Origin of the sequence: Streptomyces cyanogenus, assembly GCF_017526105.1 — a bacterium.
Classification (GTDB): domain Bacteria; phylum Actinomycetota; class Actinomycetes; order Streptomycetales; family Streptomycetaceae; genus Streptomyces; species Streptomyces cyanogenus.
The window spans coordinates 5,298,198-5,322,198 of record NZ_CP071839.1 but is presented as its reverse complement, the minus strand read 5'-3'; the positions used below and the strand labels follow the sequence as shown (position 1 = coordinate 5,322,198).

General features: G+C 73.9%; 16 protein-coding genes. 8 read left to right on the top strand and 8 right to left on the bottom strand.

Annotated features, from left to right (window positions below; translation table 11 throughout):
• The first annotated feature begins 275 nt into the window (after positions 1–275).
• The gene (locus S1361_RS39355) at positions 276–1,304 is read left to right on the top strand and encodes a hypothetical protein (protein WP_243769278.1); all 1,029 of its coding nucleotides are present in this window, start codon (positions 276–278) and stop codon (positions 1,302–1,304) included.
• 30 nt (positions 1,305–1,334) lie between these two features.
• Here the strand turns inward: S1361_RS39355 and S1361_RS24050 are convergent, their stop codons facing one another.
• A complete protein-coding gene (locus S1361_RS24050) occupies positions 1,335–3,272 on the bottom strand; it encodes a cell division protein PerM (RefSeq protein WP_208033841.1) in 1,938 nt (645 codons plus the stop codon).
• A 93-nt stretch (positions 3,273–3,365) separates the two neighbouring features.
• On the opposite strand from S1361_RS24050, the gene S1361_RS24045 reads away from it, so the two are divergent.
• Positions 3,366–4,241: an RNA polymerase sigma factor gene (locus S1361_RS24045; protein ID WP_425087190.1), complete on the top strand. Its 876-nt coding sequence runs from the start codon at positions 3,366–3,368 to the stop codon at positions 4,239–4,241.
• A 500-nt stretch (positions 4,242–4,741) separates the two neighbouring features.
• On the opposite strand, the gene sucD is transcribed toward S1361_RS24045, so the two are convergent.
• From sucD to S1361_RS24030, 3 genes are all read right to left on the bottom strand, one after another.
• Entirely contained in the window at positions 4,742–5,626 is an 885-nt protein-coding gene (gene sucD / locus S1361_RS24040; RefSeq protein WP_030641362.1) for a succinate--CoA ligase subunit alpha, read from the bottom strand.
• 26 nt (positions 5,627–5,652) lie between these two features.
• Positions 5,653–6,831: an ADP-forming succinate--CoA ligase subunit beta gene (gene sucC, locus S1361_RS24035; protein ID WP_208033840.1), complete on the bottom strand. Its 1,179-nt coding sequence runs from the start codon at positions 6,829–6,831 to the stop codon at positions 5,653–5,655.
• Positions 6,832–7,308: 477 nt separating this feature from the next.
• A complete protein-coding gene (locus S1361_RS24030; protein WP_208033839.1) occupies positions 7,309–8,478 on the bottom strand; it encodes a VWA domain-containing protein in 1,170 nt (389 codons plus the stop codon).
• Position 8,479: 1 nt separating this feature from the next.
• Between S1361_RS24030 and S1361_RS24025 the strand changes: the two genes are divergently transcribed.
• Entirely contained in the window at positions 8,480–8,644 is a 165-nt protein-coding gene (locus S1361_RS24025) for a hypothetical protein (protein WP_208033838.1), read from the top strand.
• On the opposite strand, the gene S1361_RS24020 is transcribed toward S1361_RS24025, so the two are convergent.
• Together S1361_RS24020 and S1361_RS24015 are read right to left on the bottom strand one after the other, a co-directional pair.
• Positions 8,625–11,453, bottom strand: a complete 2,829-nt coding sequence (locus tag S1361_RS24020; protein WP_243769277.1) for a DUF5682 family protein — start codon at positions 11,451–11,453, stop codon at positions 8,625–8,627. The genes S1361_RS24025 and S1361_RS24020 overlap by 20 nt on opposite strands.
• On the bottom strand, positions 11,450–12,580 hold the full coding sequence (locus S1361_RS24015; RefSeq protein WP_208033837.1) for an ATP-binding protein: 1,131 nt from the start codon (positions 12,578–12,580) through the stop codon (positions 11,450–11,452). The genes S1361_RS24020 and S1361_RS24015 overlap by 4 nt, the downstream gene beginning before the upstream one ends.
• 132 nt (positions 12,581–12,712) lie before the next feature.
• Here S1361_RS24015 and S1361_RS24010 point away from each other — a divergent pair, with 132 nt between their 5' ends.
• Both S1361_RS24010 and S1361_RS24005 read left to right on the top strand, forming a co-directional pair.
• Positions 12,713–14,071: an SWIM zinc finger family protein gene (locus S1361_RS24010; protein WP_208033836.1), complete on the top strand. Its 1,359-nt coding sequence runs from the start codon at positions 12,713–12,715 to the stop codon at positions 14,069–14,071.
• A 50-nt stretch (positions 14,072–14,121) separates the two neighbouring features.
• Positions 14,122–15,960 carry a DUF5691 domain-containing protein gene (locus tag S1361_RS24005; protein ID WP_243769276.1) on the top strand — a complete coding sequence of 613 codons (1,839 nt, stop codon included), beginning with the start codon at positions 14,122–14,124 and terminating at the stop codon, positions 15,958–15,960.
• Here S1361_RS24005 and icmB read toward each other — a convergent pair.
• Positions 15,936–16,358, bottom strand: coding sequence for a coenzyme B12-dependent isobutyryl CoA mutase small subunit (icmB, locus tag S1361_RS24000; protein ID WP_208033835.1), 423 nt, complete (start codon positions 16,356–16,358; stop codon positions 15,936–15,938). The genes S1361_RS24005 and icmB overlap by 25 nt on opposite strands.
• Before the next feature lie 224 nt (positions 16,359–16,582).
• Here icmB and S1361_RS23995 point away from each other — a divergent pair, with 224 nt between their 5' ends.
• Positions 16,583–17,434 carry an esterase/lipase family protein gene (locus S1361_RS23995; RefSeq protein WP_208033834.1) on the top strand — a complete coding sequence of 284 codons (852 nt, stop codon included), beginning with the start codon at positions 16,583–16,585 and terminating at the stop codon, positions 17,432–17,434.
• Positions 17,435–17,737: 303 nt separating this feature from the next.
• Positions 17,738–19,234, top strand: a complete 1,497-nt coding sequence (locus S1361_RS23990) for a M23 family metallopeptidase (RefSeq protein ID WP_243769275.1) — start codon at positions 17,738–17,740, stop codon at positions 19,232–19,234.
• Positions 19,235–19,414: 180 nt separating this feature from the next.
• On the opposite strand, the gene pcrA is transcribed toward S1361_RS23990, so the two are convergent.
• On the bottom strand, positions 19,415–21,901 hold the full coding sequence (pcrA, locus tag S1361_RS23985; protein WP_208033832.1) for a DNA helicase PcrA: 2,487 nt from the start codon (positions 21,899–21,901) through the stop codon (positions 19,415–19,417).
• A gap of 470 nt (positions 21,902–22,371) precedes the next feature.
• Between pcrA and S1361_RS39350 the strand changes: the two genes are divergently transcribed.
• On the top strand, positions 22,372–23,991 hold the full coding sequence (locus S1361_RS39350; protein ID WP_243769274.1) for a C40 family peptidase: 1,620 nt from the start codon (positions 22,372–22,374) through the stop codon (positions 23,989–23,991).
• Positions 23,992–24,001: the final 10 nt, after the last annotated feature.

Below are 24,001 nucleotides of genomic sequence, written 5' to 3'. Positions count from 1 at the left end.
AAACGATGTGTCCGGCCGTCGACCGGCCGGGCGGTTTGTAGAGTCGTACGAATGCTTCGCGCCCCGGTATACGGGGAAGTCTACGAAGCGGCCGACCGTCAGCAACGATACCGGCACTCGGGAAGGGGCCCCGGGGACGGGTGGCCGGCCGGACGGTAGCGTTCGCAAGGAGTCACGAAGGAGCAGCCTCGGGAACGCGGTCGTCGTGCGGTGCGTTCACGGGGTGGAAGCTCATGACGGACTGCCGTAGTCACCTAGGGGAAGACGCTCTTTTGATGCCCGATCGCAGCCTGCGACTCCTCACGTTCCCGCCGCGCCCGGCCCAGGGGGGCGAGCGGGGCGCCGCGCTGCTGCGGGAGCGCCCGACCTCACCCCCGACCCGGACGCCGGGGGGCGACCCCGACGGCTCCGGTCAGGGTGGTTCCGGCCAGGGCGCGGGGCAGGGCGGATCGGGGCAGAGTGGCTCCGGGCACGGCGGAGCGGGGCAGGGCGGCTCCGGGCGCCGTGGCGGGAGACAGGACGACAATCCGTTCGCGCCGCCGCCGGAGGGGGCTCCGGACCGGCCGTGGCAGCCGCGTCATCCTGGTGCGTCCGGCGCCGGGCAGGGTCATGGCCAGGGTTCGGGGCCGGGGTACGGGCCTGCTCCGGGACAGGGTCCGGGGTACGGGCCTGGTACGGGGCACGGTCACGGTCCGGAGGGCGGTCACGGTCCGGATGGCGGTCACGGTCCCGGCGGCGGTGGTCAGGGGCCGGGCGGTGGCTCTCCCTGGGGCAGTCAGTGGAGTGACCGGCAGCCCGGCCGTTCCCCCGGCGGCTTCGGTGAGCGGCCGGGTGGTGGCCCGCAGGAGCCCGGCGGACCGGCCGGCCCCGGCATGCGCTGGGACCCGACGGACCCGGCCCAGCGCCGCGCGCGGTACGCCCTGCTCTCCGGCATGTGGGCGGTCTTCTTCGCCCTGTTCAGCTGGCCCTACGTGGCCCTGCTGCTGGGCGCGCTGGCCCTGTACTGGGGCAGCAGCGCGCTGCGCGCCAAGCCGCGCCGCCCGGCCCCGGACGCCCCGGTGACTCCGACGGCTCCGACGGCTCCGACGGACCGGACCGGCCGGCCCCAGACGACGGCGGCCGTCAGCGGCCTGGTCACGGCGTCCCTGGCCCTGGTCCTGGTGGCGTCCACGTTCACCGTGCAGCTCGTCTACCGCGACTACTACACCTGCGTGAACGACGCCCTCACCCACGAGGCCAAGCAGTCCTGCGACACCCTGCTGCCCCGGGAACTGCGCGGCATCCTGGGCGTCGACAACAGCTGACGCCTCTCACTCGGCAACAGCCGACACCCCTCACCCGGCGGCATCCGGCCGGCGGTCGGGACGGGGACCGGCGCCGGGCTCCGGCTCGGGCCCGGACTCCGGCCGCGTGACGGTGCCGACGCCGTCCTCGGGAGCACCCGCAGCCTCCCTCAAGGCCGCCCAGCGTGAGGCCCGGGTGAGGTCGTCGTGCCGGCCCCCGGGGGACGGTTCGGTGAACGAGGCCGGGAAAGGACTCGGGTACGTGGTCGGGAACGGGTCGGCGGCGGGAAGCACCTCGTACGGCTCTTCCTCGTCCGCTCCCGTCGCACCGGCCGTCTGAGCGGACGTACCCCCCTCGGCAGCGCCCCGGCCCGGGCCCCGGCGCCTGAAACGACCCGCGCCCGCCCCGGTTCCGGCCCCGGCGTCGGGGGTGGCCGCGGCCCCGCCCGGGGCGTCACCGCCGGCGGCCGTGGCCGGTACTTCGTCGGCCTTGCCCGCGTCCTGGGCCGTAGCAGCCACCACTCCGGCCTCCTCCGGCTCCCCGGCCTCGGGGGTCTCCCTGGTCGCGCTCGCTGCCGCTGCCGTCGCCGCCGCCGTCGGCTGGGCAGCGCCTCCTTTCGCACCCGTCCGGGCCCCCGTCTCCGTACCCTGCGCCGGAATGCCGCCGGAATGCCGACGGCGGCGCAGCCGCCAGGCCCGGGTGGTCAGCGCCACCGGCAGGGCGAACACCAGTGTCCAGGCCCCGGCCGCGCCCCCGGTCTGCCACCACAGCGGGCCGAGACGGGCCAGTGCGGCCACGCCCATGGGGCCGCCCGCCAGCTCGGCGAGCAGGGCGAGGGCCGCCGCGCAGACCAGGGCCGTCAGCAGGACCACCCCGGCGGTCCGGCCGGCCGACCAGCGGGCCCGCGCCGGTTCACCGGACGCCTGCCGTACGGCCGCCCGTGCCACGAACCACCCCGCCGTCATCCCGGCCATCGCCGGCACCACGCACACCGCCCAGTTCTGCGGCGTACCGGCGCCCGGCTCGGGCACCGCGGCCAGCAGCGGGAACGGCGGCAGCAGCGGGGCCGGGTGGGAGGCGAGCGGGTCGACCAGGTGTCCGGTGCCGAGGAGGAAACCGGGCCCGAGCGCATAGGACGCGGCCCACACCGCCGCGTTGGGGACCAGGGCGACGCCGAGCAGCAGCACCGCGAACCGGCCCGTCCAGCCCTCCGTCAGCTGCAGGAAGGAGGCCCGCGCCGGCTCGCCGTGCCACACCAGCGACACCCCGACCAGCAGTGCGCCGCCCCCGACGAGCACGGCCGTCGCGGCACCGGCGGCGCGTACGGCGGCGCCCAGCCGGGCCCGCGCGTCCGTCCCGGACACCAGACGCCGCAGCGGGCCCGGCAGCACCGCCGGCACGCTCGGCACGGGCCCGGACGGACGGCCGTACGCCGTCCACACCCCGGCGCCGGCCGCGCTCGCCGCGACCAGGGGCAGACAGACCGTCACCCATGCCCACTGGGGGCGCAGTTCGCCGCCGGAGCAGTACAGCGTCGCGGCGGCACCGACACCCAGATAGCCGAGGACCACCCCCGTCCATGCGGTGCGCGCCCCCACCGGCGGCGGGCCGTCCGGCTCGGCGGAGGCGTCGATGGCGTCCCGAGCCGCCCGGTAGACCAGCCACAGCGGCACGGCGAGCAGCAGCAACGGGGTGAGGCCGACGGGCATGGGCGCGCCGGAGAGCGTGTCGGTGCGGATCAGTTCGACACCGTGCGCGAGCAGCCACAGGGCGGCGGCGGTGTGCAGTGCGCCGCCCGGTCCGCTGTCCGGGTACGGCGAACTCACCCAGAACATCATGACGAGCACGGCGAACGAACCGAGGCCCAGTCCGGCCGCGACGGCACCGCCCAGCAGGCTCGCGGCGAAGCCGGGCGAGCGGTCGCGCATGCGGGAGATCAGGAGCGCCGACGGCGAACGGCGAGCGGTCGTCTGGATCACGCACGCCATGCTCCCAACGACACGCGCTTTCCCGTCGTAACAGGCGAACCTCGGAAGTGTCGCTCAATATACGTTTATGTTCTTTTTCGTACGGAAGGGTGCATGGTGAAGACACAGAGCCCCGAGCCGACGGCCCCTCAGGAACGCTCGCAGCAGGGTGGTCTGACGGCCAGAAAGTCGACCCCGCTGACGCCTGCTCAGGCCTTCGACGCGCTGTACGCCTTCTGCGCACCCGCCCTCGTACGCCAGACCTATCTGCTCACCGGGCGCCGGGAGCTGGCCCGCGAGTCCGTGGAGCGGGCCTTCCAGCTGGCGTGGCAGCGCTGGCCGGAGGTGGCCCGGGACCGGGATCCGGCCGGCTGGGTGCGAGCGGTGGCGTACGACTGCGCGCTCTCCCCCTGGCACCGCTTCCGCCCCCGCTACCGGTCCCCGGAACCCCCGCCCGCCGACCCGGCCGACCGGGAGCTGCTGCACACACTGCTCGAACTGCCGGCGGCGTACCGGCGCACGCTCGTCCTGTACGACGGTGTGGGCCTCGACCTGCCGGAGACGGCGGCCGAGACCGAGTCGAGCACCCCGGCCGCCGCCAACCGGCTGACCCACGCGCGGGAGGCGGTCGCCGCGCGGCTGCCGGAGCTGGCCGACCCCGCCGAGCTGCACCGCCGGCTGCTCGAACTGGCCTCGACGGAGCACCTGCGGGCGGCCCGGCCGACGGTGGTGCGTACCGGGTGCGAACGCCGGAACGTCTTCTGGACCCGGGCGGCCATCGCCTTCACGGTCACGATCATCGGCGCGACGACGCTCACGCTGCGGACGGCACCGACCCGCTACGAGGCCCCGGTCGCTCCGGCCCAGGCGGTGCAGGGGGTCCCGCCCCCGGCCGCCGCGGGCCCGCTCTCACGAAAGGAGCAGGCCCTGAAGACCAAGCTGCGCCGGGAGACGACCGGCCCGCAGCGGGTGTTCCCGGAACCGCGGTGAGAAGGGGGAGTCCCGAGCCACAGGACCGACGGCCGCGTGCCGGGTGAGGCGCACGGGAGCGCCCGGTGGGGTGGGCCGGAGTGCGGGGTGCCCGGGGTTCCAGGTGCGGGAGTCCCCGCCGTAACGCTGTCGGCCGGGTGCCGGATGCCCGGGGTGCCGGGTACGGGAGGCCCCGCCGTAGCGCTGTCGGCCGGGTGCCGGGGGCCCGGGGTGCCGGGCGCGGGAGCCCTCGGCGTAGCGTTGTCGGCCGGGTGCCGGATGCCCGGGGTGCCGGGCGCTGGAGTCCCCGCGGTGGCGTTGTCGGCCGGGTGCCGGATGCCCGGAGTTCCAGGTGCGGGAATCCCCGCCGTAACGCTGCCGGCCGGGTGCCGGATGCCCGGGGGTGCCGGGTACGGGAGGCCCCGCCGTAGCGATGCCGGGGGCGCGGGCGGGGCGGGTGCCGGAACGGCGGTAGGCCCGCCCCCGCAGGGGAACGGGCCTACCGACCGGAGAGGAGAAGCTCAGGCGCTCAGGATCTCGCGGGCGAGCTTGGCCGTCTCGGTCGGGGTCTTGCCGACCTTGACGCCCGCGGCCTCGAGGGCCTCCTTCTTGGCCTGGGCAGTGCCGGAGGAACCGGAGACGATGGCGCCGGCGTGGCCCATGGTCTTGCCCTCGGGCGCGGTGAAGCCCGCGACGTAGCCGACGACCGGCTTGGTCACGTTCTCCTTGATGAACGCGGCCGCACGCTCCTCGGCGTCACCGCCGATCTCACCGATCATCACGATCAGGTCGGTGTCGGGGTCGTCCTGGAACGCGGCCAGGGCGTCGATGTGCGTGGTGCCGATGATCGGGTCGCCACCGATGCCGACGGCGGTGGAGAAGCCGATGTCCCGCAGCTCGTACATCATCTGGTACGTCAGCGTGCCGGACTTCGACACCAGGCCGATGCGGCCCGGCTTGGTGATGTCGCCCGGGATGATGCCGACGTTCGACTGGCCCGGGGTGATGATGCCGGGGCAGTTCGGGCCGATGATCCGGGTCTTGTTGCCCTTCTTGCCGGCGTACGACCAGAAGGACGCCGTGTCGTGCACCGCGATGCCCTCGGTGATCACGACGGCCAGCGGGATCTCGGCGTCGATGGCCTCGACGACCGCGTCCTTGGTGAACTTCTCCGGCACGAAGATGACGGAGACGTTGGCGCCGGTCTTCTCGATGGCCTCCTTGACGGTGCCGAAGACGGGTACCTCGGTGCCGTCGAAGTCCACGGTCTGACCCGCCTTGCGCGGGTTCACGCCGCCCACGACGTTGGTGCCGTCACCCAGCATGAGCTTGGTGTGCTTCATGCCGGTGGCGCCGGTCATGCCCTGGACGATGACCTTGCTGTCCTTGTTGAGCCAGATAGCCATGGTGGTTTGAGTCCTCGTCCTCGTGCTTACTTGGCGGCGGCCAGCTCGGCGGCCTTGTCGGCCGCGCCGTCCATGGTGTCGACGCGCTGCACCAGCGGGTGGTTGGCGTCCGTGAGGATCTGCCGGCCCAGCTCGGCGTTGTTGCCGTCGAGGCGGACGACGAGCGGCTTGGTGACCTCCTCGCCGCGGTCCTCCAGCAGCTTCAGGGCCTGGACGATGCCGTTGGCGACCTCGTCGCAGGCGGTGATGCCACCGAAGACGTTGACGAACACGGACTTGACGTCCGGGTCGCCGAGGATGATCTCCAGACCGTTGGCCATGACCTGGGCGGAGGCGCCACCGCCGATGTCCAGGAAGTTGGCCGGCTTGACGCCACCGTGCTTCTCACCGGCGTACGCGACGACGTCCAGGGTGCTCATGACGAGACCCGCGCCGTTGCCGATGATGCCGACCTCGCCGTCGAGCTTGACGTAGTTGAGGTTCTTCTCCTTGGCGGCGGCCTCGAGCGGGTTGGCCGCGGCCTTGTCGTGGAGCTCCTCGTACTCGGGGTGACGGAACTCGGCGTTGTCGTCGAGCGACACCTTGCCGTCCAGGGCGATGACCTCGCCGGAGGCGACCTTCGCGAGCGGGTTGACCTCGACCAGGAGGGCGTCCGACTTGATGAAGGTGTCCCACAGCTTGACCAGGACGTTGACGACCTTGTCCGCGACCTCGGCCGGGAACTTGGCGGCCTCGACGATCTCGCGGGCCTTGGCCTCGTCCACACCGTCGATCGGGTCGATCGCGGTCTTGGCGACGGCCTCCGGACGGGTGGCCGCCACCTCCTCGATCTCCATACCGCCCTCGACGGAGGCGATGGAGAGGAAGGTGCGGTTGGCACGGTCGAGGAGGAAGGAGACGTAGTACTCCTCGAGGATCTCCGGAGCGGTCTCGGCGATCATGACCTTGTGGACCGTGTGGCCCTTGATGTCCATGCCGAGGATGTCCGTCGCGCGGGCGACGGCCTCGTCCGCGGAGGCGGCCAGCTTGACGCCGCCGGCCTTGCCACGACCACCGACCTTCACCTGCGCCTTGACGACGGACTTGCCGCCCAGACGCTCGGTGATCTCGCGCGCCGCCTCAGGCGTGTCGATGACTTCACCGGCCAGCACCGGTACATCGTGCTTGGCGAAGAGGTCCCTCGCCTGGTACTCGAACAGGTCCACGCGCTTCCGTCCCTATCAGTGATCTCGCGGTTCGTTGGATGCGTGGGCGTGCCGCGAAGGGCAACGTGACGTCCGCTGTCACTAGGGAAGCGCACACGGTGTCCGAGCGCGCGGCATGTCCGTCTCGCAGGTTATCGCTGCTTGCGGGGGCCCTCTAAATCGCGGGTCACACCTGAGCGGTGATACCTGTCACATGATGCCGGGTTCCCTGGCACGGGGTGCCGCCACATCGGTGGGTACGGGCGATGTGCGAGGCCTCACCGGGCTGGGGTTGACCCGGTGAGACCCCCCTGGCGGCCCCGGGCGACCGGGGCCGGGGCGCTTGATCCCCACCCCAATGGGGACCACCCGCCCCGTCCACGAGGCACCGCCCGGACGAGCCGACGGCTTTCGACCACCCGGGCCGGCCACCCCACGGAGCTGCTCCGGACACTCGGCCCGGCTGCACACCGGGTGCCCGCGCACGGCCCGTTCCACTCACGCCGCGTCCGGTATGGGCAGGGGCCGCTTCTCCAGGGCGGCGGCCATCACCTCGGGGAACAGGTCCGGGGTGCAGGCGAAGGCCGGTGCGCCGAGCGCGGCGAGCGCCGCGGCATGGTCGCGGTCGTACGCGGGCGCCCCCTCGTCCGACAGCGCGAGCAGCGCCACGAACTGCACCCCGGACGCCTTCATGGCCGCGACCCGCTTGAGCATCTCGTTGCGGATACCGCCCTCGTACAGGTCGCTGATCAGCACCACGACGGTCTCGGCCGGCCGGGTGATCTGCGCCTGGCAGTAGGCGAGCGCCCGGTTGATGTCCGTACCGCCGCCGAGCTGGGTGCCGAAGAGCACGTCGACGGGGTCGTCCAGCTGGTCGGTGAGGTCGACGACCGCCGTGTCGAAGACGACCAGCCGGGTGCTGATCGACCGCATCGAGGCGAGGACCGCGCCGAACACGGACGCGTACACCACCGACGACGCCATCGACCCGGACTGGTCGATGCAGAGCACGACGTCCTTCTTCACCGACCGCGCGGCCCGTCCGTAGCCGATGAGCCGTTCCGGTACGACCGTGCGGTACTCCGGCAGGTAGTGCTTGAGGTTGGCCGCGATGGTGCGGTTCCAGTCGATGTCGTGGTGGCGCGGACGGCTGACGCGCGCGCTGCGGTCCAGGGCGCCGGTGAGGGTGGCCCGGGTGCGGGTGGCGAGCCGCTTCTCCAGGTCCTCGACCACCTTGCGCACGACCGCGCGGGCCGTCTCCCGGGTCGTCTCCGGCATCGCCTTGTGGAGCGAGAGCAGCGTGCCCACCAGGTGCACGTCGGCCTCCACCGCCTCCAGCATCTCCGGCTCCAGCAGCAGGGAGGCGAGGCCCAGCCGGTCGATGGCGTCGCGCTGCATGACCTGGACGACGGAGGACGGGAAGTAGCTGCGGATGTCCCCGAGCCAGCGCGCCACGGACGGCGCGGAAGCACCGAGCCCCGCGGACCGGTCCCGGCCCGGCTGTGGTTTGTCGCTCCTGCCGTAGAGCGCGGCCAGCGTGCCGTCCATCGCCGCGTCCCGGCCGGACAGCGCGCACCCGGTGCCGTCGGCCTGGCCCCCGCCCAGGACCAGCCGCCAGCGCCGCAACCGCTCCCGCGCGGCGCCCACCGCCGCCTCGTCCGCCGTCACCGTGCCAACCGTCCTGTCCGTCGCGGCCGTCCTTTCCGTCGTCACCGTCTCGGCCGTCCTGCCCGTCTCGTCCCTCGTCACCCTCGCGGTCGTCCTGTCCGTCGTGTCCGACGCGGCCGTCGCATCCGACGTGTCCGACGTGTGTGTCATGTGCCCACCCCCGTGAGGCAGTCGTCGTGCGCGGCATCGGATGCCGTGGCGTGTGTCGCTTCGCGCGTGACGTGATGTGTCGGGGTGGGCGGGGCGCTGTGCCGCGGGGTGTGGTGCACGGCGGCGGTCGCCGTGCTGTCTGCCCCGGCGCACGCCGTACCGTGGCGCGCGCCGGACGACGGGATGCGTACTGCACCGGGCTCCGCAGCGTGCGCCGCGCTCGCGCCGGAGGGCGGGTTGTGCGTCGCGCCGTGCGTTGTGCCGTGGTCGCTGTCGAGGCCGAGCAGCAGCCGCAGTACCGGGAGCACGGCGTCGGCGCGGCCGGTGTCCGGTTCGGCGGCGAAACCGGGCACGGCGGGTCCCCGGACGGCGGCTCCGCCCGGCCGGTCCCCGGGGCCGCGCCGGACCAGTTCGCCGAGGGTTCTGCGCACGCCCGGCTCGTACGCCGAGAAAGTGCGCCGCAGCAGGGGCAGTACGTCCGTGAAGGCCTCCGTCGGCACCCCGGTCAGCCAGCTGTCGAGCAGGCCGAGCAGCCGCTCGTCGTGCACCAGCAGCAGCCCGCCCCCACCGCCGGCGAAGCCCTCGATCCAGGCGGCGGCAGCGGGGGGCGGGGTGCCCGGCGACAGGGCGAGCCCCATCAGCCGGGCCGCCTCCTCGGCCGACAGCGCCCCGTCGTCCAGCAACAGCCGCACGGCCCGCCCCCGGATGACACCGGGCGCGTTCTCCCGCAGCGCCAGCACCCGCAACACGGCCCGCCAACGCCCCCGAAGTCCGCCACCGCGCTCGTGCGCCCGGTGTCCCCCGTTCCCTCCGGCACCCCCGGCCGCCCCCTCCGCGCCGACCCGTTCGCCCGCCGACGCGCGGTCGCCGTCACCGGCGCCGGCCTCAGCGGCACCGGCCCTGTCCCCGTCGCTCCCCACCGGTGCCCCGGGCAGGCTCTCCGTCAGGAGGCCCACCGCCGTGTGCACGGCGTCCACGTGGCCGCGCATCTCCTCCGCCGCGTCCGTGTCGAGTGCGGCGCAGGCCGGGGGCAGGCCGACGAAGATGCGTTCGGCGAGGCCCGCAGCGACCTCGGCCAGCGCGCCGGTGTCGGTGCCACGCACGTCGCCGTAGCGCAGGGAGCGGACGAGGGCGGGCAGGGCCTGGGCGAGGTGGCCGACGTCGGTGTCCAGGGCCGCCCGGTCGGCGAGCACCCGCATGACCACGGGCAGCGCCTCCGGCAGCCCGGCCAGCAGGCACTGCTCCGCGAGCGCGGTGACGTCGGCCAGCGCGCGTGCCGCCACCGCGTCCGCCTCCGCCTTGGCCTGGGCCGCCGCCTGTACGGTCGTCCCCCACACCCCCGCCTCGGCGACCCGCACGGACAGCTCGGGCTCCCAGCGCAGCCGCCAGGTCTCCCGGAAGGTGCCCGTGCTCCCCCGGGACCGGCCCGGCTCGCCCCAGCCGACACCGAGCAGCCGCAGCCGGTGCAGCAACCTGCTGCGGCCGGCGTCGGTGTCCCCGCGCAGGTCCAGCTCCAGCTCGCGCTCCGACGCCTCGGGCTTGAGCCGCAGCGAGCGCTGCTGCCGGGCCAGGTCGCGCTGCAACGGCACCGCGGGCGCCGACTCCGGGACCTCGCCGAGGACGTCACCGACCACCAGCCGGTCGTGCACCAGCGCCAGCGGCACGTCCGAGCCCTCGCACAGCACCGCGCGCACCGCGTCGGTGGTCTCCCCGAGGCCGGGCAGCGGGCGGCCACGCAGCGCCGCCAGGGTCTCCGCGAGCCGTACGGCCTCGATGACGTGCGCGGAGGACACGATCCGGTCCTCCGCGCGCAGCAGCCCGGCCACCTTGGTCAGCCACCGCTCGACCGGCCGGTCCGGGGCGCGGAACAGGTGGCCGTACCAGCCCGGGGAGTCGATGCCGGCGCCGTATCCGCCGGCCCGGGCCAGCCTGCGGTGCGTCCACGGCACCCAGGTCAGGTCGGTCCTGACCTTGGGCAGGCCCCTGAGCAGCGCCCGGTCCGCGGTGACGGTGGTCTTCTCGCGCAGCGCCGGCACGTGCCAGGCCCCGCACACCACGGCCACGGCGTCCCCGAACTCCTTGCGCGCGTCGCGCAGCCGGAGCCGCATGTGCGCCTCGCGGACGAGGTCCCGGGAGTGCCCGCCGTCGCCGTACCGCTCGCGCAGCGCGGCCATCGCCTCCGCCACCGCCGCGAACGGCGCGAAGGGGTCGCGTGCGCCCGGCCCCCGGTGCTCGACGACGTCCTCCCACCAGCGCTCGGGGTCGTCGTACCCGGCCGTCTCGGCGAGCACGGCGAGGGGGTCGACGCGGACCTCGTCACCGTGATCGGACCGGGGGCCGTGACCGGACCGGCGGTCGGAACCGGAGTCGGGGCCGGTACCGGACTGCGGGTCGGCACCGACCTCGGGTCCAGGACCGGACTCGGGTCCAGGACCGGCCTCAGGTCCGGGACCGGCCTCGCGCGGTCCCTGCTCCCACGCCAGGGTGTGCGTGGCCGGCAGGTCGATGAAGCGGGCCGGGACGCCCTGTTCCACGGCCCAGCGGATGGCCACCCACTCGGGGCTGAACTCGGCGAACGGCCAGAAGGCCGAGCGGCCGGGCTCGTCCACGGCGTGGGCGAGCAGCGCGACCGGGGGCCGCAGGCCCGGGTCGGCGGCGAGCGGGATCAGCTGGTCGGCCTCGGGCGGTCCCTCGATCAGCACGGCGGCCGGGCGCGCGGCGTCCAGCGCGGCCCGCACAGCGCGCGCGGAACCGGGCCCGTGGTGCCGTACACCGAGCAGCAGCGGCCCCGCGGCGTACGCCGTGCTCCCGCCGGTGCCGGTCATGCGCTCACCTCGCGGCAGGCGCGGTAGAAGTCGGTCCAGCCCGCGCGCTCGCGGACGACCGTCTCCAGGTACTCCTGCCAGATGACCCGGTCGGCCGCAGGGTCGCGGACGACGGCACCGAGGATGCCCGCGGCGACGTCGCCCGGGCGCAGCACGCCGTCGCCGAAGTGGGTGGCGAGCGCGAGGCCGTTGGTGACGACGGAGATCGCCTCCGCCGTGGACAGCGTGCCGCTGGGCGACTTCAGCTTCGTACGCCCGTCGGCGGTGATGCCGTCGCGCAGCTCACGGAAGACGGTGACGACCCGGCGGATCTCGTCGATGCCGTCGGGCGCGGCCGGCAGATCGAGGGAGCGGCCCAGCTGCTCGACCCGGCGGGTGACGATGTCGACCTCGGCGTCGGCGCTCTCCGGCAGCGGCAGCACGACGGTGTTGAAGCGGCGGCGCAGCGCGCTGGACAGCTCGTTGACCCCGCGGTCGCGGTCGTTGGCGGTGGCGATGAGGTTGAAGCCGCGGACCGCCTGGACCTCCTCGCCCAGTTCGGGGATGGGCAGGGTCTTCTCGGACAGGATCGTGATCAGCGTGTCCTGCACGTCCGCCGGGATCCGGGTCAGCTCCTCCACGCGGGCCGTCATGCCCTCGGCCATGGCCCGCATGACGGGACTGGGCACCAGGGCGCCGCGGCTCGGGCCGTGGGCGAGCAGCTGCGCGTAGTTCCAGCCGTACCGGATCGCCTCCTCCGGGGTGCCGGCCGTGCCCTGCACCAGCAGCGTCGAGTCACCGCTGACCGCGGCGGCCAGGTGCTCCGACACCCAGGTCTTGGCGGTGCCGGGCACGCCGAGCAACAGCAGGGCGCGGTCGGTGGCGAGCGTGGTGACGGCTACCTCGACGATGCGGCGCGGCCCCACGTACTTGGGTGTGATCACCGTGCCGTCCGGCAGGGTGCCGCCGAGCAGGTACGTCGCCACTGCCCACGGCGACAGCTTCCAGCGGGCCGGGCGCGGGCGGTCGTCCTGCGCGGCGAGCGCGGCGAGTTCGGCCGCGAAGGCGTGCTCGGCGTGCGGTCGCAACGCCTGTGCGGTCTCTTCGCGGTCGGGTGCGGCGGTCGTCGGTTCCACGGACACAGTCATGGCTGAGGCCCCCTCCAGCTCGGCCGGTTCGGATCTGGCATCCACCGTGCACCACGCCACTGACAATCGCTCTGACCTGCAGAAACGTGCTCGCCGGACCGATTGTCAGTGGCGGGACCTACCGTCGGTGGCATGACTGAGCAGGGGGTGCGCTGGACCGCGGAGCAGGTGCTGGCACTGGCGCCTGACGCCGCGTCACGCAAGGCGGGGAGCAAACTCGGCGCGGCCGGGCCGTGGTCCGGGACCGGGAGCGGAGAGGGGACGGTGTGGGGACTGTGCAAGGGCAGTGGCAGCAGGCCGTATCAGACGGTGGTGGACCTGGCCGACGCGGCCGGGCCGGCGTACAAGTGCAGTTGTCCGAGCCGTAAGTTCCCGTGCAAGCACGCGCTCGGCCTGCTCCTGCTGTGGGCGGGCGACGACGGCACGGTGCCGGCCGCCGCGCAGCCGCCGGACTGGGCCGGGCCGTGGCTCGCGGGCCGGCGCAGACGCGCCGGGACGAAGGCGACGCGCGCCGAGGGGGGTTGGGCCGCGGGGCCGCCCGCGGATCCGGAGGCGGCCCGGCGGCGGGCCGAGCGCCGCGCCGAGCGGGTCACGGCGGGGGCGAGCGAGCTGGAGCAGCGCCTGGCGGACCTGCTGCGCGGCGGTCTGGCCGCGGCCGATCAGGCGGGATACGGCCTGTGGGACGAGACGGCGGCCCGCATGGTCGACGCCCAGGCGCCGGGTCTGGCCGCGCGCGTGCGGGAACTGGGGGCGATCCCGGCGTCCGGCGCGGGCTGGCCGGCGCGGCTGCTGGAGGAGTGCGCGCTGCTGCATCTGCTCGACCAGGGCTGGCTGCGCCGCGACCGGCTGCCGGAGGCCCTCGCGGCCACGGTCCGCTCCCGGCTCGGTCTGCCCGCCACGCCGGACGGCCCGCCCCTGCGCGACCGCTGGCTGGTCCTCGCCCAGTACGACACCACCGACCCGAAACTGACGACACGCCGGATATGGCTGCACGGCGCCGAGTCCGGCAGGACGCGGCTGCTGCTGTCCTACGGCGCCGCGGGCCGGGCGCCGGAGCTGTCCCTGCCGGTCGGCCTGGCCCTGGACGCGGAGCTGACGGCGTATCCGGGCTCCGGTCAGGCCCGGGCCGCCCTGGGCGAGCGGTTCGCGCCGCCGGCCCCGGCCGCGTTCCGCCCGCCGGGCGTGACCACCACCGAGGCGGCGGCCCGCTACGGCGCGGCCCTGCGCGACGACCCCTGGCTGGACTCGGTCCCGGTCACCCTGGGCCGGGTGATACCGGTCCCGGACGGCGACCGGTGGCAGCTGGCCGACGCCGACACGGACACGGCCCTGCCGCTGAGCCGGGCCGCCCGCTCCCGGCCCGGCCTGTGGCGGCTGGTCGCGCTGTCCGGTGGCGCCCCCGTCACGGTCTTCGGCGAGTGCGGCCACCGCGGCTTCACCCCGCTCACGGCCTGGCCCGAGGAGGCGGGCGAGGCGGTGCCGCTGTGCTGACCGGCCGTACAGACACACACGCTCAGGCAGGAGTGAGGGAAGGAGACGTGATGAACGGGGCACCGACCGGCGGGGGCACCACGCCGCCGGAAAGCGCGGCGGAAAGTTCCTGGGAGGAGCTGGTGACCACCGCGCTGCTCGGCACGGACCGGCGCGCCCCGGCGCACGCCGCGCCCGGTCGGCCGGCCCCGGTGGCGCTGCTCGACGCGGCCGCCGTGGTGACCGTACGGCGGCGGGCCGGACTGCGGCCCGCGCGGGCGGCGCACCGGCCCGAGCGTGCGCCCGCCGACCCCCGCCCGGCACTGCCCGCACCAGCGGCGCGCCGGCTCACCACGCTGCTGGCCGACCGGTCCGGAGGCGGGTCCGGCGGCCGGCGGGGCAGCGCCCCTGACCTCATGGAGCTGCTCCCGCAGTGGCTCGCGGCGGCCAACGCCCACGGGTACGCGGCACCCCCGCAGGCGCTGCCCGCGCTGCTGGACGCGGCCCGGGGACGGACCGATCTGCGCCCGGCGGCCCTGGCGTTCGCGGGCCCGCGCGCGCTGTGGCTGGCCCGGCTGAACCCGGACTGGCGGTTCGCCCTGCGCGCCACCCCCGGCGGCGGCGCCGCACTGCCCGACCCGGAGGACGCCGAAGCGGTGCACCGGCTGTGGCAGGAAGGGCTGTTCGCCGAACGGGCCGCGCTGCTGGGCGCGCTGCGCGCCCGTACGCCCGCGCTGGGGCGCGAGCTGCTGGCGTCGACCTGGGCGACGGAGCGGGCGGAGGACCGGCTGATGTTCCTCGACTCGCTCCGCACGGGCCTGTCGGAGGCGGACGAGCCCTTCCTGGAGCAGGCGTTGGGCGACCGCAGCCGCAATGTCCGGGCGACGGCGGCGGACCTGCTGTCGGCGCTGCCGGGCTCGGCGCTCGCCGCGCGGATGGCCGTACGGGCCACGGCGTGTGTGGCCCTGGACCGTACGGGGAACGCGCCGGCCGTCGTGGTGGAGGCGCCGCACGAATGCGATGCCGGCATGGAGCGGGACGGCGTGGTGGCCGGCCCGCCCGCCGGTCGGGGGGAACGGTCCTGGTGGCTGGGGCAGTTGGTGGAGGCGGCTCCGCTCGGCATCTGGTCGCCGCGGCTCGGCGGGCGGACGGCCGAGGAGATCGTGGCACTGCCGGTGGCGGACGGCTGGCAGGGCGAACTGCACGCGGCCTGGTGCCGGGCGGCGGTGCGGCAGCGGGACGCCGCGTGGTCGCGGGCGCTGCTCGGCTCGCCGTCGGCACCGGAGGCGGGCGGCCCGGGGGCGGTGTCCCTGGCGGAGCGGGCGAAACTGCTGGCCGCGCTGGAACCGGCCGAACGGGCCGCGTGGGTCGCCGGGTTCATCGCCACGCACGGCCTGTCGGAGGCGTTCCAGCTGCTCGGGGTGTGCGCGGTCCCGTGGGCTCCCGCGCTCGGCCGGGCCGTCGTGGACGCCCTCAACATCGCTCGGGACGCGGGGAGTTATCCGTGGAGCTTCAGCGGGGTGATGGGGCTGGCCGAGCGCTGCCTGGACCCGGCGGAGGCCGTACGGCTGGAGGCGCTGCTGGCGATACCCGACGAGCGGGAGGACGCCGCTCCGGGGGCCGGCGGGTACTGGGCCGAGGCGTTCCAGCGGCTGGTCACGACGCTGCGGCTGCGGGCGGCGATGACGCGGGAACTGACCCCGCCCACACCACCCACCGAGCCACCGGACGCGGCCGGCCAGCCACTCCACGGGACCGTTCAGCAACGGGACGCGGCCGTACGGACGCCGGGCACAGCCATACAAGTGCCGGACGCAGCCGCTGAGCCTCCGCACGCGGCCGTTCAGGTGCCGGACGCGACCACCACGCCCGTGAAAACCGCTGCTCAGCCTCCGGACGCGGCGGGCTGACGGACGTTCTCCCGGACCCACTCCACGATCGACGCCGTCGTCGCGCCCGGGGTGAAGATCTCCGCGACACCCTTCTCCTTCAGCGGCGGGATGTCCTCCTCCGGGATGATGCCGCCGCCGAAGACGAGGATGTCCTCCGCCTCCCGCTCCTTGAGCAGGTCGATGACCGCGCCGAACAGCGTGTTGTGCGCGCCGGACAGGATGGACAGGCCGATCGCGTCGGCGTCCTCCTGGATGGCGGTGTCCACGATCTGTTCCGGCGTCTGGTGGAGCCCGGTGTAGATGACCTCCATGCCGGCGTCGCGCAGGGCACGCGCGATCACCTTGGCCCCACGATCGTGGCCGTCGAGCCCCGGCTTGGCGACCACCACGCGGATCGGACCGACTGCCACACCCATCACTGCCTCCATCAAGCGAGCCCGGAAGCGATCGGCTTCCGTCCGTACCGACAAGTACCGCACTTTTGGCGCGTCCCGCCACCGTCGCTAAGTGAACGAACGTTATCTCCAGCATCCCGCAACCGGCAGTTTTACGGGACGCGGCGAGGGGGAAATCACATGGTGGGACATGAGGGCACACGGGGGACCTACCCGTCCTCCGGTGTGCCGACAGGAGGTCGGCCATGAAGGTCACCGGGGTATTGCCGCTCTTTCTCCCGCTCTGCCGGCGCCTGTGGCCCGGCAGACTGGCCGGACTGTCCATGACGCTGCTGCGGGCGACCGCCCTGGAGGCCGCCATCCTGTGGGGTCACCTCCTGCTCTATCCGACCGGTCTGATCCAGGAACGCCGCTCCGGTTCCCTGCCCGACGGGGACGGCGCGACCCGGCTGCCGGTCCGCCCCGCCCCGCCGGTCGTCCTGCTGCACGGTTTCATCGACAACCGATCGGTGTTCGTCCTGCTCCGCCGCACCCTGGCCCAGCACGGCAGGCAGCGGGTGGAGTCGCTCAACTACTCCCCGCTGACCTGCGACATCCGTACGGCCGCCGAGCTGCTCGGCCGGCACATCGAGGAGATCTGCGAGCGCACCGGCAGCGCCCGGGTCGACATCGTGGGCCACAGCCTCGGCGGCCTGATCGCGCGGTACTACGTCCAGTGCCTGGGCGGTGACCTGCGGGTACGCACGCTGGTCACGCTCGGCACCCCGCACTCGGGAACACGGGTGGCGCCGCTGGCGGACGCGCATCCGATCGTGCGGCAGATGCGGCCCGGCTCGGCGGTCATCGAGGAGCTGGCCCGCCCCGCGCCCGGCTGCCGTACCCGCTTCGTGAGCTTCTGGAGCGACCTGGACTCCCTGATGGACCCGCTGGAGTCCGCCTGCCTGGAGCATCCCGACCTCGACGCGCAGAACGTCCGGGTGACCGGCATCGGCCACCTAGCGCTGCCCGTGCACCCCGCCGTGGCGGCCGGCATACGGGAGGCGCTGGAGGTCCCGCACCCCGGGGACCGGGCCGCGGGCGGCCTGACGGTGGCCTGAGAAGCACCGGAGACCGGAGAAGGACGGACGGCGACCTGAGGGCCGCCGACAGCGGCCCGGGGAGGGAGCGCACAGGCACAGCACAGTCACGGCACAGACGGCGCACGGCCGCCACATCGCCACTCGACATCGAACACTCTTCGAACGCCAGGCCAAGGGAGGGTCCGGGCTCCCCCGAAACACGGCCGAATGCCCGTTTCCGGCCCACGCGAAACAGGGCGAAGATTGTCGCGCCCAGGTACTGCCGGGTACAGTCGCCGCACTGCTCTGGCAGCCCCTGTTGTCGAGGCGAAAGAGAAGTTGGTGAACGACCGTCACCCGCCGGGGAACATGACCACCCCGGCCCCGGCTTCCGACGCCTCCACCGCGCACTACGCGCAGTACGGGGCACAGGACGCCCACTACGACGACCTCACCACGTACGGCGGCTATGACGCCACCGGTTTTGCCGGTGGTTCCGGAAGCATGACGACCTTCCACGCCGACCCGCTCTTCGGCAGCCTCCCGGGCAGCGAGCAGACCACCGGCGCGTACGACAGCACGCAGTGGCACACCGGCACCGTGCAGACCCCGGCCTACGACCCGTACGCGGCCCAGCACCACGCCGGATACGACTCCGGCGTCTACGACAGCACCGCCTGGACCGTTCCCGCGCAGTCCACGGGGAACGACACCAGCGGCCAGTGGGACGCCCACGCCTGGCTCCAGCCCGACCCCTCCGCCGGCGCCGACGCCACCCAGCAGTGGGAGTGGGGCGCCCAGGCCTTCGACACGGGCGCGTACGACGCCACGCAGTGGAACTCCGCAGGGGAGACCGTGCCGGCCCGGTCCGAGCCGGGTGGCGAACCGTTCGACCAGCAGGCCACCGCGACGTTCGAGGCGGCCGGCGGCCCGCAGACCGCGTTCGAGCAGGGCGCCTACGAGGGCGCCGAATTCGGCGAACAGACCTCCGGCACGGACGAGCCGAACTCCACCGGTGAACTGCCCGCCGTCACCGGCCTGCTGGACGACCAGGAGGAGATCAGCCCGGCGCCGGCGACCCGCGCGGGCTCGCGCAGCGGGGCGCGCTCCCGGCGTCGCACGCCCGCCAAACGTTCCGCGCTGCTGACCGTCGCCGTACCGTCGGCCTGTGTGATGGGGGTCGCCGGTGTCGCCGCCGCCTCGGTCGGCGCGCTCACCGACGGGTCCAAGGACTCCACCGCCAGCGCGGCGGACGCGCAGCCGGTCAAGCCGTCGGTCGCCAACAGCAAGCTGGACAGCCAGCTCAAGACGCTCTCGGCCGGCGCCACCGACTTCGCCGACCGGGCGAGCCGCACCCAGGAGCGGATCGACCTCAAGGCGCAGCAGGAGCTGGAGAAGAAGAAGGCGGCCGCGGAGGCCGCGCTCAAGGAGCGGCTGCGTCCCAAGTTCGCGCTGCCGGTCGCGCAGCACGGGCTGAGCGCCTACTTCGGCCAGGCGGGCATCAACTGGATGTCGGTGCACACCGGCATCGACTTCCCGGTCTCCTACGGCACCACGGTGATGGCCGCGACCGACGGCACCGTCACCACGAAGTGGAACAGCGCCTACGGCAACATGCTGATCCTCACCGCGAAGGACGGCACGGAGACCTGGTACTGCCACCTCTCCAGCTACCGCGTCGCCTCCGGTGCGACCGTCAAGGCCGGCCAGCCGATCGCCTACTCCGGCAACTCCGGCAACTCGACCGGCCCGCACCTGCACTTCGAGGTCCGGCCGGCCGGCGGTGCGGCCATAGACCCGCTGCCGTGGCTCCGCAGCCACGGGCTGGACCCGACCTAGTACTGACCGCGCAGGTTCGCCGGGCCGGCGGTCGTGCCGGTCGGGAACGGCCGCACGAAGGGTGCCCCGAGGCGCGTCCTCGCTGCCGAGGCGTGTCCACGGTCCTTTCCATGGTCATGCCCCGGTCGAGCACGGGACGTCCGAAAAGGGTCCTCGCCGGACGGCGAGGACCCCTTTGGCCTACAGCTTCTCCACCGGCGCGTACCGCAGCAGGAGCCGCTTCGGCTTGGCGTCGCCGAAGTCGATCGTCGCCTCCGCGTTCCCACCCGTGCCCTTCACCGCGACGACCGTGCCGAGCCCGAACTGGTCGTGCGTGACCCGGTCCCCGACGGCCAGTGCTACCACCGGCTTCTCCCCCGTGCGCCGCGTGGCGAACCCGGACGCACCCGACGCCGAGGAGCGCGAACGGCTGGACGACAGCGAGGCCGCGATCCCGGACGCCGGTCCGGAGGACACCGGCGCCGTCGCCCCCGTCCGCTTCCACTCCACGTGGGTGGCCGGGATCTCCTCCAGGAAGCGGGAGGGCGGGTTGTACGACGGCTGGCCCCAGGCGCTGCGCATCGCCGACCGCGTGAGATACAGCCGCTCCCGCGCGCGCGTGATGCCGACGTACGCCAGGCGGCGCTCCTCCTCCAGCTCCTTGGTCTGGCCGAGGGCGCGCATGTGCGGGAAGACGCCGTCCTCCATGCCGGTCAGGAACACGACCGGGAACTCCAGGCCCTTGGCGGTGTGCAGGGTCATCAGCGTGATGACGCCGTCGCCGTCCTCCTCGTCGGGGATCTGGTCGGAGTCGGCGACCAGGGCGACCTGCTCCAGGAAGTCGGCGAGCGTGCCCTGCTCGCCCTCGCCGCGCTCCTGCTCGAACTCCAGGGCGACGGCCGCGAGTTCCTGGAGGTTCTCGATCCGGGTCTCGTCCTGCGGGTCGGTGGACGCCTGCAACTCTGCCAGGTAGCCGGTGCGTTCGAGGACCGCTTCGAGGACGGTGGCCGGTCCGGCGCCGGACTCCACGATCGTACGCAGGTCCTCCATCAGCGTGTTGAACCGCTTGACGGCGTTGGTGGAGCGCGCGGCCATGCCGTACGCCTCGTCCACGCGCTTCAGGGCCTGCGGGAAGCTGATCTTCTCGCGCTGGGCGAGGGCGTCGACCATCGCCTCCGCGCGCTCGCCGATGCCCCGCTTGGGCACGTTGAGGATGCGGCGCAGCGGCACCGAGTCCTCGGGGTTGGCGAGGACGCGCAGGTAGGCCAGGACGTCCCGGACCTCCTTGCGCTCGTAGAAGCGGACCCCGCCGACGACCTTGTAGGGCAGGCCGACGCGGATGAAGACCTCTTCGAAGACACGCGACTGGGCGTTGGTGCGGTAGAAGACGGCGACGTCTCCCGCGCGTGCGTCACCCGCGTCGACCAGGCGGTCTATCTCGTCCGCGACGAACTGTGCCTCGTCGTGCTCGGTGTCGGCGACGTACCCGGTGATCCGGGCGCCCTGGCCGGCGTTGGTCCACAGGTTCTTCGGGCGGCGGGACTCGTTGCGCTCGATGACCGCGTTGGCGGCGGACAGGATGGTCTGCGTGGAGCGGTAGTTCTGCTCCAGCAGGATCGTCGTCGCGTCCGGGTAGTCCTCCTCGAACTGGAGGATGTTGCGGATCGTCGCGCCCCGGAAGGCGTAGATCGACTGGTCCGCGTCACCCACGACGCAGAGTTCGGCGGGCGGGATGTCGTACTCGCCGGGCGGGGTGCCGGCCTCCTCTGCGGCGCGGTCCCCCGTGCCGACGAGTTCCCGCACGAGCGCGTACTGCGCGTGGTTGGTGTCCTGGTACTCGTCCACCAGGACGTGCCGGAAGCGGCGGCGGTAGTGCTCGGCGACGTCCGGGAAGGCGCGCAGCAGGTTGACCGTCGTCATGATCAGGTCGTCGAAGTCGAGCGCGTTCGCCTCGCGCAGCCGCGACTGGTAGAGCGCGTAGGCCTGGGCGAGGGTCTTCTCGAAGCCGTCGGCGGCCTGGGCGGCGAAGTCCTCCTCGTCGATCAGCTCGTTCTTCAGGTTGCTGATCTTGGCGCTGAACGACTTGGGCGGGAAGCGCTTGGGGTCGAGGTCCAGGTCCCGGCAGACCAGGGCCATCAGGCGCTTGGAGTCGGCGGCGTCGTAGATCGAGAAGGACGAGGTGAAGCCGAGCTTCTTGCTCTCGCGGCGCAGGATGCGCACGCACGCGCTGTGGAAGGTCATCACCCACATCGCGTGCGCGCGGGGGCCGACGAGCTGCTCGACGCGCTCCTTCATCTCGCCCGCGGCCTTGTTGGTGAAGGTGATCGCGAGGATCTGGCCCGGGTGGACGCCCCGCTCGGCGAGCAGGTACGCGATGCGGTGGGTCAGCACGCGGGTCTTGCCCGAGCCGGCGCCGGCGACGATGAGCAGCGGGGAGCCGGCGTGCACGACCGCGGCGCGCTGGTTCTCGTTCAGCCCCTCCAGGAGTGCCGCCGAGTCGAGCGCGGGGCGCGGGGCGCCGTCGCGGTAGTGGGTGTCCCGGTCCGGCGGCACGTCGAACTTCCCGCCGAACAGATCGTCCGGGAGCGGCTCCGGAGCGTGATCGTCCTCGGGCGGCGGCGGGGGCTCCTCGTGCCCGCGAGGGGCCTGGAGGTCCGCCAGGAAGCTGTCGTCAAAGAGGCTGCTCATCGCTCTCCGAGTCTAGGGCGCCGCACCGACAACCGGTCACCGTCCCCGGAACCCGGCGGTGGCCCCGGCGAGTTGATCTTCGTACGGAAAGTGCGTTTCCGCCGGTCACACACCGGAAGCGTCTGGTCACGTCCGCGTGAAAGTGCCCTTAGGTCACGGAAATGTATCGGACATACCGCACACCAACCTTCACAGAAGACACAAGAGTTGGCTACGTTGCCGTCAGGCCGTACGACCCCCCTCCGGCGAACGTCGCCGGGCCGCACGGCCTCCGCCGAGTCCGGCGCGCCCCGCACGGTGCCCGGAGCCGGGGACCCACCGATCCTGGGGTGAATCGGCCGACTCCCGCCCGGGACGACGTCGTAGGGCGACCCTTCCGAGCATCCGCCCGAGCCCTCCCCCAGAGCCCTCGCGGCCTGGGGCCCCCACCGCTTCCCCGGTAGGCGGCAGTACGGAAGGAGTCGCCTCCCTTGGCGTCGCACCGCAAGCCGCGCCCCGGCGGGACCCCCGGAGCGGGCATCGGCACCCCCGCCCTCGCCACCGCCGCGCTCACCTCCGTGGCCGTGCTCTCCCAGACCGCCGCGGCCGCACCCACGGCCGGACACGCCGCGCCGAGCCCGGAAGAGATCGAGCGGAAGATCGACGACCTGTACCGCCGCGCGGAGTCGGCAGCCGAGGCATCCGCCACGGGCAAGGAGCGCGGCGGGCGCACCGACCGGGGGAACGGACGGGGCGATCGCGGTGCCGGGCGAGTCGAGCGGGGGGCCGAGCGTGCGGCCGGGGGGCCGACGCAGGCCTCCGGGCGGGGCGAAGGCTGGATCGGGCGGGGTGAGCGGGCCGAGAGGGCCGACGGCGCCGAGGCCCCGGCGGCGCGCCGTGCGGACAGCCTGCAGCGGCTGCGGGACGAGGTCGCCCGCCGCGCCCAGCACCGAGCCCTGCCGAACCTGCGCGGCATGATCCCGGCCCAGCGCGGCGCCGCACCGGCCGAGCGCGGCAAGGGCCTCGCCGGGGGTACGGGCGCCACACCGGCCCTTGGGGCTGCGGGCATGGCACCGACCGCCGGGAGCGGGCCCTCCGTCAGGGGCACGGGCATGGCGCCGTACGCCGCGATCACGGGCATCGCACCGGCCGTTGAGGGCACGGGCATCGCACCGGCCGCCGGAAGCACGGGCCTCTCCCCCTCCGCAGGGGGCACAGGCATCGCGCCGTCCGTCGCGGAGACGGCCGTCACCGGGATCACTCCGGACAGCGGAATCGCACGGCACGCCCACGACACGGGAGTCACTCAGCCCGCCCAGAACACCGGAATCGCCCGGCACGCCCGTGACACGGGAGTCGCTCACCCCGTCCCGGACACCGGAATCGCGTCGCCCACGAGGGACACGGCCGCCACCGCAGCGCTCGTTCCGGACAGCGGCGTCGGCGCAGCCGCCGGGGAAGCAGCTGCCACCGCGCTCACCGGAACCACCTCGGCCGCCGAGCCCACCGCCACGACAGCAGTCCCCCAGGCCGCTCCCGCCCCGAGGACAGCACTCCCCCGATCCGCCCAGAGGACAGCAGCCCCCGCGGTCGTTCAGGCCGCTCCCCTCACGGCCCCCACCACCAGCCGGCCGGACGCCGTCGCGAGCGGCCCGAAGGCCGCCAAGGCCGCCGTGCAGAAAAAGCTCGCCCACGCGCGCCTGCTGCTGTCGCAGCAGGCCTTGGCCGCCGCCACACCGTCCGGCACGTACGCGACCAAGGCCAGGAAGGCCATCGCCTTCGCCCGCGCCCAGCTCGGCAAGCCGTGCGTGTGGGGCGCCGCCGGGCCCGGCTCGTACGACTGCTCGGGCCTCGTCCAGGCCGCCTGGAAGTCCGCCGGCGTCACACTCCCGCGCACCGCGCGCGAGCAGGCCGAAGTGGGCACCCCGGTTCCGCCGGCCGACGCCCGCCCCGGTGACCTCGTCTTCTTCCACGACGACGTCAGCCATGTCGGGCTCTGCACGGGCGACGGCCTGATGATCCACGCCCCCAGGCCGGGCGCCTACGTCAGCGAGGAGCCGGTCTCCGGCATCGGTGAGTCGGCCGTCCACAGCGTGGTGCGGCCGGGCTGACCCCGGGGCG